The sequence below is a fragment of the Burkholderia cepacia ATCC 25416 genome (assembly GCF_001411495.1).
In the GTDB taxonomy this organism is placed as follows: Bacteria; Pseudomonadota; Gammaproteobacteria; order Burkholderiales; family Burkholderiaceae; genus Burkholderia; species Burkholderia cepacia.
This window is the reverse complement of record NZ_CP012981.1, coordinates 2,260,146-2,274,455: the sequence shown is the minus strand read 5'-3', so window position 1 is coordinate 2,274,455 and position 14,310 is coordinate 2,260,146. Positions and strand designations below refer to the sequence as shown.

The following is a 14,310-nucleotide window of genomic DNA, read 5'->3' as shown; positions in this document are numbered from 1 at the left end:
TTCTTTCCCGACTGACAGAAGTGGGGCAACCAGGGCGAAGGACAGAAACTTTACCGGTACATCGTGTTCTTGACCAAGTTCGAGAGCTCGACCGTCCACTAACCAGCGGCAATCGAAGTATTGGCCGTCGATAACCAGCGGGCAACCGAAGTGCATGCCCGAATTTATGAACACCGGCCCATTTCGTCCTCCTTCGGCCGTGGTTCTGAGACGGAGATGTAGCACCACATCAGGTTGCATCAGATTCCCTTCCGGGCCAAGGTTCGCCTGAACTCACGTGGAGAGCAATACTTCAACGCGCTATGTGGATGCTTCTCGTTGTAATGCTCGAACGCAATAGCGAGATTGTGCGCTGCGCTTGTGGTGTCTGGCTTCGGCATAAACGCCACGTAGTCACGCTTCATCGTCTTCACGAAGCTTTCTGCCATGCCGTTACTTTGTGGGCTGCAGACGGGTGTGGTCAATGCCTTCAGGCCAATGCCAGACGCGAAGACCTTGGTCTTTTCCGCCGTATAGCCCGAGCCGTTGTCCGTCAGACCTCGATCTGAAGCTAGGCTGACAGTCCATTCGTGGCAGTGGTGTACAGGCATTCGGCTCCCGTCGCCGCCATCGCCACGTTGGCAGCGCTACCGCGATCCATCGATGGCCAGGCCATGCCGGTCAAAGGGCAAACGTTGTGTGTAGCGATACGGATTCCTATCAACGTCACGGGGTGCGCACGCCTCTTCGATTCAATAGGTTGGTTCACGTTGAGCGATCTTCCTGTCCGTCACCATTCAGTTTCGCGCACCATACGCCGTCTTCTGGGCACTGCTGACCGGTATGTGCGACGGTCCTCAACGGAAGTCGCGCTGCGATGTTCGCTGGCTAGTCATCTTGAGAAGTCTTATCTGCTGGATTCGCCAAAGGCAACCCTGTTGCCGGGTCGAAGTGCTTCGCCTTCGCCATCTGGTCGACGACTTCATCCGATGGCTTCTGCGGCCGAACAGAAGCTTCCTGCTCTTTCTGCCATTGGAACGTACCGTCCCAAGGCGGGAGCTTCGCCGGGGGAAGTGGCACGATCTTGTCGATATCCGGAATCTTGGGATTGAGACCGTCGTTTGCATCGATGAACTCGCCGATCATACTGTACCGACGAGCGCGCTCAGGATCACCGGTTACCCCAATGTAGTTGAGCCTGCCGTTCGCTGGCGGCCCCTTGAAACCGTCCTCCAATGAAAGAGCCCCTTGCCTGTCGCCAGCCGCTGCGGCTTGCTGGAACGCATGAAGTGCGCTTGGATACCGCCGCTTTATCGTCTCAATAATTCCGAGGTCATTAGCGGCCTTGCCATGCCCTTGATCCGCTGCACACTGGAACAGTGCATACGCGATGTCCGGTGCCATATTATCCGGGGCAAGGATGTCACCAACATAGTACTGAGCTTCAGCATTTCCCAAATCTGCTGCTTTGCGGATGTATCGCCGAGCCACCTCGTCGTCTCTTTGAACCCCATACCCATTCAGAAGATAGTGCCCGATATCGTAGTAACCGCTCGGCACACCGGCCTTGATAAGCTGCTCAGCCAGATCAACGCTTTCCTTCTCAGGATCAGGCGAAGACGCCATTCCCGACGAAATTAGGATTTGCAGGTTGTGATTTGCCTTATAGTGGCCAAACGCTGCCGCGATGCGGTAATACCGGGCAACCTCGTTGAAATCCTTCGGCCCGCCTCTCTTCTCAATGAATCGGGCGTACTGGAAAAGCTTATCCGCCTCCGGAGCGAGAGACGGCAGATGACCAGCTTCATGCGTGCATGTGAAGGCGAGATTAAGGCGCACCGAACTAACATCGGACAACGGATTCATAGCGCTTTCATTCTTCGAACAGGCGGTCAGCAGACAAACAACAGAGATGGCAACTAATACGCGCATGATCAATCAAGCCTGCATCGTGTTGTCGTATTGGAGGAAAAACTGACGAGCGCAGTCAACAAGCAACACCACATCCGCCACACTTCGGAGAACACGTGCCGTCTGATCGTCGAGAGCGCTTTACAAAACGCGGTGACGGCGCTCCAGCGGAATGCCGAGGCGCTTCATGCGCGTGTGGCACCGACAACCAAGATTCGGCGCAATGCATTTCAGAACCTTGCGGAGGGCTCGACTCTTTGGGTTGCCGCCATAGGGCACGGTTACGACAAGCACCTCACAGCCGTCGAGATGGAACAGTTGACGACGTGCTCTCCGTGATTTCATACGGTCGGATGCGATAGAACTTCGCCACGACGGGCGCGTCAGGATCTGAGCTATCGGTGGATTGGGCCAACGCTTCGATCGAGAACGTCAACATCACCACGCACGACAGGACGATCAGAGGCAGCTTCACGGTGAGCTTTTCCCTTGCTGAGGAGTCGGTGCCGGCAACACGCGGGCGAATACAGTGTCTCGATCGATCATACGAGACTCGATATCAAGTGACAGCCACACGTGGCGCGATGGCCGTGACGCGCGATTGGAAGGCCGTCATCCATCATCGATGCGTCTCCCTCTTCGATGACGTTGGGTGATACGTCAGGATGCTGAGGGCACGACACATAGTCGCCTTTTCGTGCGACGTAGCGGCCGTCAAAAGACATTGTTGAAGAGGCCGTAATGACCTTGCCTTCGTGGTCAGTGTCATCGTGAAGGCGGATTAAATCTATCATGATATATCGTCTTGACGAAAAAACGACCCTAATTTTCCGTTTTGCAAGAGGAGAATGAGTTTGGGATGGCGACTATCTTGATATTGTCGTCGAGAATGAATTTCCGCTCCCGGCACTCGGCAGGCTTTCCGCTTGATGCGTCGATATAGTATTTTGCGACAAGCATCTTGCTGTCTGCCTTGCTTAGCAATTCGGTGATATATGATCTGCCATCCTGGGTTTTGTTAGGCGCCTTGCCGCTTGACGAAAACATATCCAGGGAGTTTAAATCCTTTCCCGTTGAAAGGTCTGATAAAGTGTAATAACGACACTCCATGCCACAACTATGGACCCCGATGTGATATTTTCCCGCGAAATTTATTACAGGAGGCCCCACTAGCTTGCCATCATCATCTCGCCAGCCGGAATCGGTTTTTTTGTAATACTTTGGTATATGCAGGGAGCCTCGATAAAGAGCGGAAGGATGGTTTGCGAAATCGATATCCTGCCCCCAGCACAAGGCATGGCTCATTGCCGCAACCACAATGGCAAATTTCAGTAAAATATCGTTCTTCATTGTTCGTTTTTTATTTAATCAAATCATCAAGCCCGCCAACAGGAACTGCAAGATCACTATTTCCCGCTAGCTCGTCCGCCACATATTTTTCAAAATTCTCCTTCACTGATCTCATGTTGACGCCACCTTGACCATACTGATCGCCTGGCAGACTGGCCCACTCATTATTGGCATGATGCGTGAAAATTGCTCGTTCCAAGTCAGCATTTTTTACATCATCTAGACAATTTCGTTTGTATTTCATGATCGCAACAATATACCTATCTTGAGAAATTGGCGAGAAATCTTTTACCTTTGCCAATCTCCTGTAGGTTTGCCCCTCTTCCGGAAACCAGTTATATCCCATGATCTGATATGCGCCTGCAGCCGACGAGGTTATGCTCTTTCCGTTATGTTCTCGCGTGACATATATCTTCGGATGGTCACTAAAATCTCGATGATAATCTTTGATGAAAGACTCTCCGCCATATAGCCTCTCATATCCTTCTGGCCCCTCGGTGCCTTCTCCGACGCGAAGCATTCGTAAAAACGCACGCACCCTGGCTTCTTCTAGAGTAATACCAATCCCGCTCAGACCGCAGAAGTTACCGATAATCCCAATCGGATGAAAATGCCACGGATTTGGATCATCAGGAAATCCATCCACTTTTTTCGCAGCAACCGCCTCCCACCATTGAAGCTTCCCGATACGTTCGATTTCGGCCTTCCACAACCACAGTAGCTTCTTCATTAATGGCGATAACTCCTCCCATTTTCCCAAGCCGCCGCCCCATTCACTTTCACAACGCACAATGAGGTGGGAAAGCGCTTCCGCCGACCAATCTACTTCTTGCGCATGTTTCAATTCTTGCGCAGTCACCTTGCCATCGTGGTTTGCATCGAGGGCCTTCTCAAGCTTTGCGATAAGTGGGCTTGCATTGACCGTTGCTGCGCTTGTTTCGAATTCCGTCTTGCTCTCATCGGCAAGAAATTGCTCTCCGACGTGGATGTAACGTTTGAACATGTCCACGGGCTTGATACTGCTGTTGTCAACACGTTCGAAGCCGGGCCAGTCCCACGGCCCGCACATTTGCACGAGCGGGTGGTCCTGTTCACATACCCATCCTTCGCGAGTGCTGCCGTCCTTCGCCCCTATCTTCACGTAATACCAACGGCGATCCTTGTCGTCTTTCGCGAAGTTGGTTGCACCACTCTTGTCCAACTCGCTCACGCGGAACACATCGCGAAAGTCCGCACCAGGCCCTTTGGCATTTGAGAAGCTCAGCGGGAAATCCTTCCAGCCAGGCACGATTGTCGTGGTCGTCGTGTTGGCAAAATTACTTTCGACCCAAACGGGGGCGCCGGCATCGTTGTAAACGGGTTTCGTATGGCGTCCGCCATGAACGGGGGCGGCTGTTTTAGGCTGCACCTTGATCCATTTGCCCTTCGCATCGCGGGAGAGAGGGACAAGCTTTACGCCGGGCTGCAGTTTTTGGTCTGCATCGGGGAGGTCTGCGATAAGTCGAGCGCCTGGTGAGATCTCCAGAAACGCTTTGGATTTGGGCAGCTGTTTGGCGCGTTCGCGGCTTTTATCGATGAATGCCTCAAGTTCAGGGCCCGCGAATACCTCCAAGTGCAGCAGCTGCCGCGTTGGCTTCGCCGGCAACAGCTTCGCGTCTGGGTAACGTAGATAGTGACCGAGCTGGCCGATCACATCGCCGGCGTTCACCCACTTGGGTTCTTTGAGCACGACGATCGTATCCAGCGGCTTCGGATCGACGATCAGGTCCAGCTCCTTCTCAAATACGTATCCGAAGGGGGCATGCGGGGAAACGGATTCGCCGACGACGGCTGCCACCGGCTTCCCCGACTTGATTGCGCTGATTTTGACCCAGCCAGGACTTGCTTTTGCCTTCTCATCCGTAGCTGAAACGGTTAATTCAGTTCCCCTCGGCAAGATGCCGATGATCTTGCCGTTGGGCAGATCTCGGATGCGCAGGCCAACGATTGGGGCAGGCTGAGACGTCGGGGTGGGAGCATCCTTGGGATCTGGTTTGAGTTGCGGCGACGTTTTGAAATTGCTCTTGATGAAATCGCCCAACACATCCTCGCTGATCGTGTCTTTCAGCGAAGGCTTGGGGATTTTCGGAAGTGGAACGCCTTGCGGATCCTTAGCTTTGTCACCGACACGATAGTACCGATCGCCCTCCCAATACGGCATCGCGTCCATGTTCAGCTTCGACGGATCGACTTGGGCGACCTTCGCTTGTTCTTTAGCCGATAGATAGCTGTCATGATCCATCGTGTGCATGTACAGGCTGAAGAAGGTCAATACTTCGCCTGGTGCAGGTTTATTTGTGGTCGTTGGAGCAGTCGCTACTGGCGATGGCGTCGGCGGCGGAGCAGAATTTGATGACGATGCTGGTTGGGCAGCTGAATTCTTGCTCGTGGCCGCATCTGTCTTCGACGGTTGCGACGGAGCTGGGGGCGGCGGTAGTTGCAGGCGGTGGCGAACCAGCACGAAACCGGTCGAATACAGCGCGTGACGGCCGTCCTGATAATCTTGTTCGGGATACTTGCTGTCGAGCCGGTATGCGACGACTTCGCCATCGGCGATTGCGCGGAAGCCTTCGTCTTGCTTCAGTTGGACGGCTGTGTTCTGGTCAAAGTGGACACCTCCGTGCCACATGCCGTTTGCGCCGAGTGGATAGAACCCGTCCTCCGCCGTCGCTAACGCCTTCATGTACGTCATTGGTTTGTCCGCCCCGTCGGTATCGACCGGGGTAAACGGATAGGCCCACTTCAAGGGCTTGTAACTCGGTGCAGCGGTAGTCTGCATTGCCGCCGGTGCGTTTGGCGCAGCTTTCGGTTTTGCGGGACCGGGACCTTTCGCGGAATGATGGTTCGTGCTCATGTTTCTCGGAATCTCTCGTTTTTGCTTTCGTGTTGCGACGGCGTGTTACGTTTCCGTGTCAGCCGGAGAAGAGCGAACCGCGTCCGCCGTCAGTCGATACTGGCGTCGCCTTCAGCGGATCAAGCTTCATTCCGCTGCCACCACTCGGTTTATCCCAGCTCCCGCATTTTTCCAGAATCTGTCCGGTCGTCACGTTCTCTATCAGACCGCCCTTGATGCTGATATACGAGCCGCCCGCGCCGATCCACACTTCCTTCGCGGCCGTCAGAATCAGCCGTCCGTCCGCGCTTTCGATTTTCACGTCCTGCAGCCCCACCAGCGAGGCCGAGCCGCTTTGCGCCTGAATGTCTACCGATCCCTTTGCCGCGAAAATCCTGATACCGAGGTTTTGCGCGAACAGGCTGATCTTGTCGAGCACACTGACCAGCAACGCTTTACCGGCGGCCAAGTTGACGTTCTTGCCTGCAACGACGTTCGCGTGCTGGTTCGCAGTGACATGCACCGACTGCTGCGTCGACGCGGCGATGCCTTCAGGACTCGACAGCAGCATCACCGGCTTCGCAAAACCGTTCGCATTGCCCGTGCCGCCGCCCGCTGTACGGCCGCCGCTAGCAGAACCAGCAACCGTGCGCTGTGTTGCGTCTGTGAACGACTTCAGCGCGGCCTGACCATCCTGGAGGCTTTCGGCGCGGTTCGTTTCACTGGCTTTCGACACGGTCTCGAGCACGGCTTCCGCGCCGGCAAGCGGATCGGTGGCGGCCGTTACGTTTAGCGGTTGGGCGGTGGCTGGCTGCGTCGATACATAGAGCCCCTGCTCGGCGCGTACCGCGCCGTACGCGCCAGACTTCAGGTCGAATCCGTTGCCGAGGAACGAGCCGCGCGTGTTATCGGATTGTTCGATTAGGTAACCCAAATGCAGGTGAGAACTGTAGCTCGACGAATAAAGGTGAACTCGGTTCTGCCCGCTCGAGTCGTCCATGACGAGCTGGTTGAAGCCGTCGCCGCCGTATTCACGAGAACGGAAGCCGGACAGCAGGCCGTGCGTGTGCCACACCGGCATCGTTGCGCCACCGTGCAGTCGCGAGATGATTACCGGCCGGTCGCAGTCGCCATTCACGAATCCGAGGAGCACCTGATCGTCTTTGCGCAACGGAAAGTAACCGCCGCGCTTTGAACCTGCGTCCGGCATCGCTGCGCGAATCCAAGACGTGGACTTCGTATTGCGATCCTTTCGACTGTTTGATGTGCGGACCCGCACACGATTGCCGTCGTCCGTGTGGATTTCCTCGTCGCTGTCCGTCACGACGATCGCCGTCTGCAAGTGCATCTCGGGCTTCTCGTGGTCGAACGGGCTGCGGTATGGCGTCTTGCGGCGTTGCGCTTCGATCTCGACGTGAAAAAATCCGATACCGCCATCGCGGTGGCTCACGGTCGTACCGGCCCCGTTCGCTTGGACATGCTCGATCTCGCTGCGCAGGCTGCGCGGGAATCGCGTGAGCGCGTCGATACCGGGCAAGTTGTTTTGGATCAACCAGTCGCTCGCGATGATCGACAGTTCGCGCTCCTCCTCCGGCAATGCATCGAAGAGGGGATGTCCCGACACCTTGAACCAGTAGCCGGGCAATGCATAGCGCGGACTGCCGATCGCGAAATAGCGCTTTGCTCGCGAAGCCCATTCCTCGGTGCGGATGCGGGCCTGTTGTTGTCCAGCATCAGATTCGGCCCACGTCTGCGAGCCGGTATAGAGATACTCTTCGCCTTGACCGGGTAATTCATCGAGGTCAGCCGCTGGCGTGCTCGCCTGTTTGTCGAGGTCAGGCCGCTTGTAGTCAACGGAGCCGAGCGTCAGCGTCGCACTTTGGGCCTCCTGCTGTTCGCTCAACTGGGTAAGCCCATCGAAATCTTCGTCGGTACCTGCGTGGCTAAATTTCATCTCCGAATTCGGCAGCGACGGCCCAAAATAGAGGTCGTCCATCATGACGACCTTGTGCGACTTGCCATCCTTCGCGAAATCGAAGCGCGGGAACACACCGACTTCCTCGAGGCTCCGGTGCACGAAATTCCAGTCGGTTTCCCACTGCACACGGTGCGAATACGAGCGCATCGCCGTGCGCAGCTCCTGTCCATAGTTGCCAGAAGCCTGCGGATGCTTGTCGAATACGTCGGTAAGAATTTGCCAGCCGCCGGTTTCCTGCCAGTCGCGCCGATCGCTGCTGAGCTTGAGGAAGCTCAACCATGAGGCGAAATGGAGCTGAAAATACGACAACGCTCCATCGTTTCCTAGGCGGCGAGCCTGTTGCACGTAGCCGTGAATTGGCAGATAGCCGCCGTCTATCTGGCGAATCCAGAGCGTAACGGGCTGCAGCATCAGAACGCTTAGCTTGATCTTGTCGCCGACGACCGACGAGGCATCAACAGTCACCTCGAAATTGCGCCCAAGCCGCGCTTTGATCTTGACGTACAGTGGCGTGAGCCAGTTGTCGCCGAGTGGAGTGTCAAGTTTGACGATTCGATCGAACTGCGCGTAACCGCCGCGCAGCACGTTATCCAGCATGTCCGATGCCATGCAACAACCCCGTTTAGGGAAACACGTCGATTGCTCTCAGACAATTCGACGATAATATTAATGTAAAATTCAGGAAAGCAAATGGAAATAAAACACCGATTTGATTTCGTTATTAAAGCATAGCAAACGTTAGTGGAAAACGCGCTCGTACGTTGCCTTATAAAGACATTACTTTCAGCAAGCTAACTTAGATTAACTTCGTGCGCCGACACATCCTTACAAAGCCAGACAGTCACACGCCAACGCGCTCGACATATCTGTCCATCGCAATATAACGTCGAGCATGCCAATCTCGACAGTCGCAGCCATGACTACAGCGGTATCGCCAGTCGCGGCGGAAGGCTCGAAGGCGGGAACTGGCGAGACCGTTAGTCGCATTCGCTATATATGCACGACGTCATGTGCGAATCGACAAGTGGCACACCACCGTCTCATATCGCTTGCAACCAGCCCGGTGCGCATCGGCCTAGTTGAATCGATGGGGAACCGTTCCAGCATCCAGCCTCGCTTCATACGGCAAGCAAATTGCTTGGACGTTGGCAACTCGATGCACGTCCTGACTGCCGTCACTTGCACTCGCCGCGCCCGCCCAACACCGATCAATTTGGATCCGCATTGACTGAGAACGCCTACAGGACACCTACACGGAATTATCGAAGGCTGAAGAAGGCAGGCCGTGAAAAACAACCCAACCCATTGATTCCATTGGCCCGCCCTACACGACTCGAACGTGTGACCTACGGCTTAGAAGGCCGAAAGACTAGGCATTTACGGGCGTCGATGAATGTTGCAAAAAATCCTCAAAATCCTTACCCAACAAGGCTCTCACAAGAATTTTGCCTTACCTGTCCGTTGACATGTGTTGATCAAAATTGCCAAAATCGGGTTCCGGATTGGTTCCGGAACCTACCCTAAGTGAGGGCGGCGACAATGGCAAAGGTCAATTTCACGGCGGGCAAGATAGCGGCGCACACCTGCCCCGAGGGCAAATCCGAAGCCTTCCTGTGGGACAGCGGCGCGCCCGGTCTTGGTCTTCGCGCAAACGCGGGCGGCACAAAACGGTATGTGCTCCAAGCGAAATTGCGCGGCTCACTTGTGCGCATCTCGATTGGCGACCCATCCGTTTGGAGCATCGAGAAGGCACGCGTTGAAGCACGCCGCCTGAAAACGCTTCTCGACAGTGGCGTAGACCCGCGCGAACAGGCAGCAGAACACGCCGCCGCCTACGAAGCGCGGAAAGCCGAAGCCAAGCGACAAGATGCGACCGTGCACGAAGCTTGGGCGGCTTATCTTGACGCAAACCGGTCGCGATGGAGCGAGCGCCATCTATTCGACCATGAGAATCTGGCACACGCCGGCGGCGAGCCGAGAAAGCGCGGGAAAGGGGTAACCGTCGCGGGACCACTCGCCGCGCTCATGCCGTTGAAGCTGTCGACCTTAACCGCCGACGTGGTCGCCGCGTGGCTCGCATCCGAATCGCTAACGCGCCCGACAAATGCCGAGCAGAGTTATCGGAAGCTGCGCGCCTTCATCCGCTGGTGTAACGACCGACCGGAATACGGCGGCATCATTGCGCCAAACGCATACAACGCGCGCGCCGTCAGAAGCGCCGTACCGCGTACCAAGGCGAAAGATGATTGCCTGCAACGGGAACAGCTATCGGCTTGGTTCGACGCCGTCGGCAAGCTCGGCAATCCGGTCATTGCGGCATATCTGCAAGCGTTGCTCATCACGGGCGCGCGCCGCGAGGAAATGGCGGCACTCCGATGGACCGACGTCGATTTTCAATGGCGCTCGCTGTCCATCGCCGACAAGGTCGAAGGTTCCCGCTTCATCCCGCTCACACCGTACCTCGCCAGCGTCCTGCGGGAGCTCAAGCGCTTGAACGACACGCCGCCGAACATCCGTCAAATACGGGACTTGACCGCCAAAGGCGAATCGTGGTCGCCCTCCCCTTGGGTTTTCGCGAGCAAGAAATCGGCGGACGGAAAAATTGCCGAGCCGCGTATCGCGCATAACCAAGCGCTCGCGATAGCCGGCCTTCCTCATCTGAGCCTGCACGGCCTCCGGCGCTCGTTCGGGACGCTTGCCGAATGGGTCGAGTGTCCGGTCGGTGTGATCGCACAAATTCAGGGCCATAAGCCGTCGGCAATCGCTGAAAAGCACTATCGCCGCCGCTCGCTCGATCTGCTGCGCATGTGGCACGACAAGATTGAAGCGTGGCTGCTTGCCCAAGCTGGCATCGAATTTTCATCGGCTCAAACCGCGACGCCGTTGCAGATTGCAGCCGGCCGCGATCAATAACTATCGCCCGATAAAATCGATATAAAAATATCATCAATCCGATGCGATCACACCCGCGCGTGTGATTTTTTGCGGTGCGATAGCACGTGCCGCAACGTGTTCCATACTGAAACACATTGTTTCAGCGTGTTTCACGTCCGCGCAAGGGCCATTTTCAGACAGCAACAATCGTCCGTGCGAACGTCTACATTTTTACACTGAAATACATTACTCAAGACGTAACCGATTGATTTTAAATGACCCTGTCACGCGAAATAATCGGCACAGATAACCGGTGATACACGATATCCGGCGCGCTTTGAAATTCCCGATTGTCGAGCAACAATGAATCACACGACTCAACGCAGGCAACAGGGAGAAAAGGGAAATGAAAAACGAGCACGCCGCTACTGACATCAGAATGACGCTGCAAGCATTCGGCGTAACGGACACGGTCACGACGGCGGTCGCCGCTGCCGCACTGAACCGTAAAGAACAAACCCTCCGCAAATGGGCATGTGAAGAAAACGGCCCGATTCGCCCCATTAGGATCAATCGCCGCTTGGCGTGGAAGGTTTCTGATATCCAAGCCCTGCTTAATCAAAACCATCAGTGAACGACGAATGGCGATTTGATTCATCGACATAGACGATTTCAACTCCTTAATCGGACACCCTTGGAATCACGTCGAATTCAATTACCGACACAGCCATTCCCTTGATACATCCTGCCGATACCTTTCGTGACCGGGGAAAATCGTGGATATCGATCGCCCTACCGCTGTTAAATCAGAAGAATCACAAGCACTCAAATCGCGAGTCGAAATGCTGATCGACCGCGAGCTTACTCGATGCCGTGTTTTACATGGCCCAAGCAACTGGCGCGAACACGGCGACTGGATTCGCGAAAACGTAGTCGCCGCCGCGATCCAATGGATGATGCGCAAAGCCCGGGAGGGAAAGCTGTGAACGAACACATCTCGGATGACGTATATGCGGACGCCGTCGAAATCGATGCAAACGCGAAAGCACGTAACGTCCAGCGAGCAACACCCGAAGTAGAAGAAGTGCACGAACGGATCATTGATCAAGGAAGCGGCGCGAGCCTATGGCCCGATCCGCAGCCGCTCATCGTCAATATTGAGCCGATGGAATATCCGGTCGAAGCGTTGCCATCTTGCATCCGCGCCGCTGTCGATGAGGTTTATGGCTTCGTTAAGGCCCCGTTACCGCTGGTTGCGTCGTGCGCCATCGCGGCATTGAGCCTTGCGATACAAGCGCACGTCGATGTGAAGAGAGCTGATCGACTAATCGGGCCTGTCGGCTTGTTCGTAGTCGTCGTGGCCGACAGCGGCGAACGAAAATCAACCTGTGACAGCTTTTTCATGCGAGCTATTCGGGAATACGAAGCCGAGCAGGCACAGGCCGCGCAACGTTCCCTGAGCGACTATCGCGCCGACATTCAGGCGTGGGAGTCGAAGATCGGCGGCGTCAAGGAGCACATCCGGCAAGCCACAAAGGGCGGAAAGCAGACGATTGCCCTTGAAGAAGAGCTACGTAAGCTTGAGATCGCAAAGCCAGAGGCGCCGCGCGTGCCGCGCCTCCTGTATGCGGACGCGACGCCCGAAGCACTCGCATTCTCACTGGGCAAGCAATGGCCGTCTGGCGGCGTTGTATCTTCCGAAGCGGGGGTTGTTTTCGGCTCGCACGGGATGGGCGCGGATTCGATCATGCGTAACCTCTCGATGCTGAATCAGCTTTGGGACGGTAACACCTTGACCATCGATAGGCGCACGTCCGACTCGTTCACGGTGCGCGGCGCGCGTCTTACAGTCGCATTTCAGGTTCAGGACGCGACGATTCGCGCATTCTTTCAGAAGACGGGGGCGCTCGCGCGCGGTACCGGCTTCATGGCCCGATTTCTTGTAGCGTGGCCGCAATCAACGCAGGGGTATCGTCCTTTCACGGAGGCGCCGGAAAACTGGCCACACATGGCGGCGTTCAATCAGCGCGTGAAGGAAATCTTGAACCAGAGCGCGCCGGTGAACGAGCATGGCGAACTCGAGCCCGCGCTGCTGTCGCTCGACCCAGCCGCGAAAGAGGCATGGGTGCGGTTTCACGATGCCGTCGAGGCGCAGCTATCGAGTGGCGGCGAGCTTTACGACGTGCGCGACGTGGCGAGCAAGTCAGCAGACAACGCAGCACGATTGGCCGCGCTCTTTCACGTATTTAGCGGCGCGACCGGGTCGATTGGTTCGGATGCCTTCGAGAGCGCATCGAGCATCGTTGCGTGGCACCTGTCCGAGTCGAAACGCTTCTTCTCCGAGCTTGCGGTACCTGATGGCGATATTGATGCGGCGCGATTGGACGCTTGGCTGATTGAGCATTGCAATATGCAGCGTACGCGCGCCGTCGATAAAAGCCGAGCGATGCAATTTGGACCGCTGCGCAACGCTGCGTCGTTGAACGCCGCATTGCAAGCGCTGGCGACGCTAGACCGGCTGCGCGTCGTCAAGGAAGGAAAGAAGACCGTTATTCACCTGAACCCGACGCTTATCAACGGGGGCGCGTAATGAGCCTTGCCGACCTGATCTACAAAAAACGTCGCGGCGGAATCGCTAATGCTAATCGTGCTAATCCTGCTAATGGAGAGGACCGAAGCGGCGACGACGTTAGCAACGTTAGCGACATTAGCGTTAGCAAGGTCCGTCAGGGGGCCGACGGCGCACTCAACCGTCCCGAGATTCCCCGCGACTGCGTTGGTGCGCTGCGCGATCCGGACGGCGGACTGTATCTGCCTTGGGGGCCATGCTTTAGCGTGGACGATGTGTGCCGGATGCGCACGGAACTGATCGGCATGATCGAGGAACTATCGGCGCTTGAGGGTTGGGCGCGCTCGCATCGCGAAAACGTACTTACGCGCGTCATACGCGGGCCACTGGCTGATCTGTTGCCGAATATCGCGTACTTCCGCGAACGACTCGAAGCGGCCCATGCGGAAGCCGCCGCACGCGCCGTTCTTGATCGTCGCACCTGACGAGGGTTCGCGAATTTCGAGACGAGCCGATGGCCAACGGCGAGTAAAGCGGACGCCCGACTACGGACGGTTCCCGACAAGCAGCAGCGTTCAACAGCGGCGACACGTCGGACATGCATGACGATTTATGGACGCGGGGCAATCCCGCATTGTGAAGGTGTTCTAACTGAGTAAATAGGAATGCGAAATCATGAAGGTGTCTGCACCGAAACGACTTCTGGAGCGGCTGCATTTTGACGCCGTACATGGCAGTTACAGCATTCTAGTTTGGCCCGGTCCGGACGGCCGGACG

At 56.1% G+C, this 14,310-nt stretch carries 10 protein-coding genes, 1 tRNA gene and 2 pseudogenes; 6 read left to right on the top strand and 7 right to left on the bottom strand.

Annotated features, from left to right (window positions below):
• Nucleotides 1–239: 239 nt before the first annotated feature.
• Together APZ15_RS39115 and APZ15_RS10375 are read right to left on the bottom strand one after the other, a co-directional pair.
• Nucleotides 240–536, bottom strand: a pseudogene (locus tag APZ15_RS39115) (integrase core domain-containing protein); the annotation flags it as partial.
• A gap of 241 nt (nt 537–777) precedes the next feature.
• A pseudogene (locus tag APZ15_RS10375) lies at nt 778–1,911 on the bottom strand (SEL1-like repeat protein); the annotation flags it as partial.
• 30 nt (nt 1,912–1,941) lie between these two features.
• Here APZ15_RS10375 and APZ15_RS10370 point away from each other — a divergent pair.
• The gene (locus APZ15_RS10370; protein ID WP_027787848.1) at nt 1,942–2,229 is read left to right on the top strand and encodes a hypothetical protein; all 288 of its coding nucleotides are present in this window, start codon (nt 1,942–1,944) and stop codon (nt 2,227–2,229) included.
• A gap of 203 nt (nt 2,230–2,432) precedes the next feature.
• On the opposite strand, the gene APZ15_RS39110 is transcribed toward APZ15_RS10370, so the two are convergent.
• The 5 genes from APZ15_RS39110 to APZ15_RS40835 all read right to left on the bottom strand — a co-directional run bounded on the left by APZ15_RS39110 (nt 2,433) and on the right by APZ15_RS40835 (nt 9,477).
• Complete coding sequence (locus APZ15_RS39110) at nt 2,433–2,684, bottom strand: PAAR domain-containing protein (protein ID WP_080982038.1); 252 nt, start codon at nt 2,682–2,684, stop codon at nt 2,433–2,435.
• A gap of 28 nt (nt 2,685–2,712) precedes the next feature.
• Nucleotides 2,713–3,240 carry a hypothetical protein gene (locus APZ15_RS39105; RefSeq protein ID WP_226113388.1) on the bottom strand — a complete coding sequence of 176 codons (528 nt, stop codon included), beginning with the start codon at nt 3,238–3,240 and terminating at the stop codon, nt 2,713–2,715.
• Nucleotides 3,241–3,250: 10 nt separating this feature from the next.
• The gene (locus APZ15_RS39100; RefSeq protein WP_080982039.1) at nt 3,251–6,133 is read right to left on the bottom strand and encodes a glycoside hydrolase family 24 protein; all 2,883 of its coding nucleotides are present in this window, start codon (nt 6,131–6,133) and stop codon (nt 3,251–3,253) included.
• 58 nt (nt 6,134–6,191) lie between these two features.
• The gene (locus tag APZ15_RS10350; protein ID WP_027787852.1) at nt 6,192–8,699 is read right to left on the bottom strand and encodes a type VI secretion system Vgr family protein; all 2,508 of its coding nucleotides are present in this window, start codon (nt 8,697–8,699) and stop codon (nt 6,192–6,194) included.
• Between the two features lie 706 nt (nt 8,700–9,405).
• Nucleotides 9,406–9,477 (bottom strand) — tRNA-Arg (locus APZ15_RS40835).
• A 152-nt stretch (nt 9,478–9,629) separates the two neighbouring features.
• Between APZ15_RS40835 and APZ15_RS10345 the strand changes: the two genes are divergently transcribed.
• The 5 genes from APZ15_RS10345 (at nt 9,630) to APZ15_RS40830 (ending at nt 14,018) form a co-directional block, all read left to right on the top strand.
• Complete coding sequence (locus tag APZ15_RS10345) at nt 9,630–11,003, top strand: tyrosine-type recombinase/integrase (RefSeq protein WP_027787853.1); 1,374 nt, start codon at nt 9,630–9,632, stop codon at nt 11,001–11,003.
• A gap of 367 nt (nt 11,004–11,370) precedes the next feature.
• Complete coding sequence (locus APZ15_RS39095; RefSeq protein ID WP_080981966.1) at nt 11,371–11,598, top strand: hypothetical protein; 228 nt, start codon at nt 11,371–11,373, stop codon at nt 11,596–11,598.
• 142 nt (nt 11,599–11,740) lie between these two features.
• Entirely contained in the window at nt 11,741–11,950 is a 210-nt protein-coding gene (locus tag APZ15_RS41720) for a hypothetical protein (protein ID WP_158605809.1), read from the top strand.
• Entirely contained in the window at nt 11,947–13,554 is a 1,608-nt protein-coding gene (locus APZ15_RS10340; RefSeq protein WP_158605808.1) for a YfjI family protein, read from the top strand. The genes APZ15_RS41720 and APZ15_RS10340 overlap by 4 nt, the downstream gene beginning before the upstream one ends.
• Nucleotides 13,554–14,018, top strand: a complete 465-nt coding sequence (locus tag APZ15_RS40830; protein ID WP_138143312.1) for a hypothetical protein — start codon at nt 13,554–13,556, stop codon at nt 14,016–14,018. The genes APZ15_RS10340 and APZ15_RS40830 overlap by 1 nt, the downstream gene beginning before the upstream one ends.
• Nucleotides 14,019–14,310: the final 292 nt, after the last annotated feature.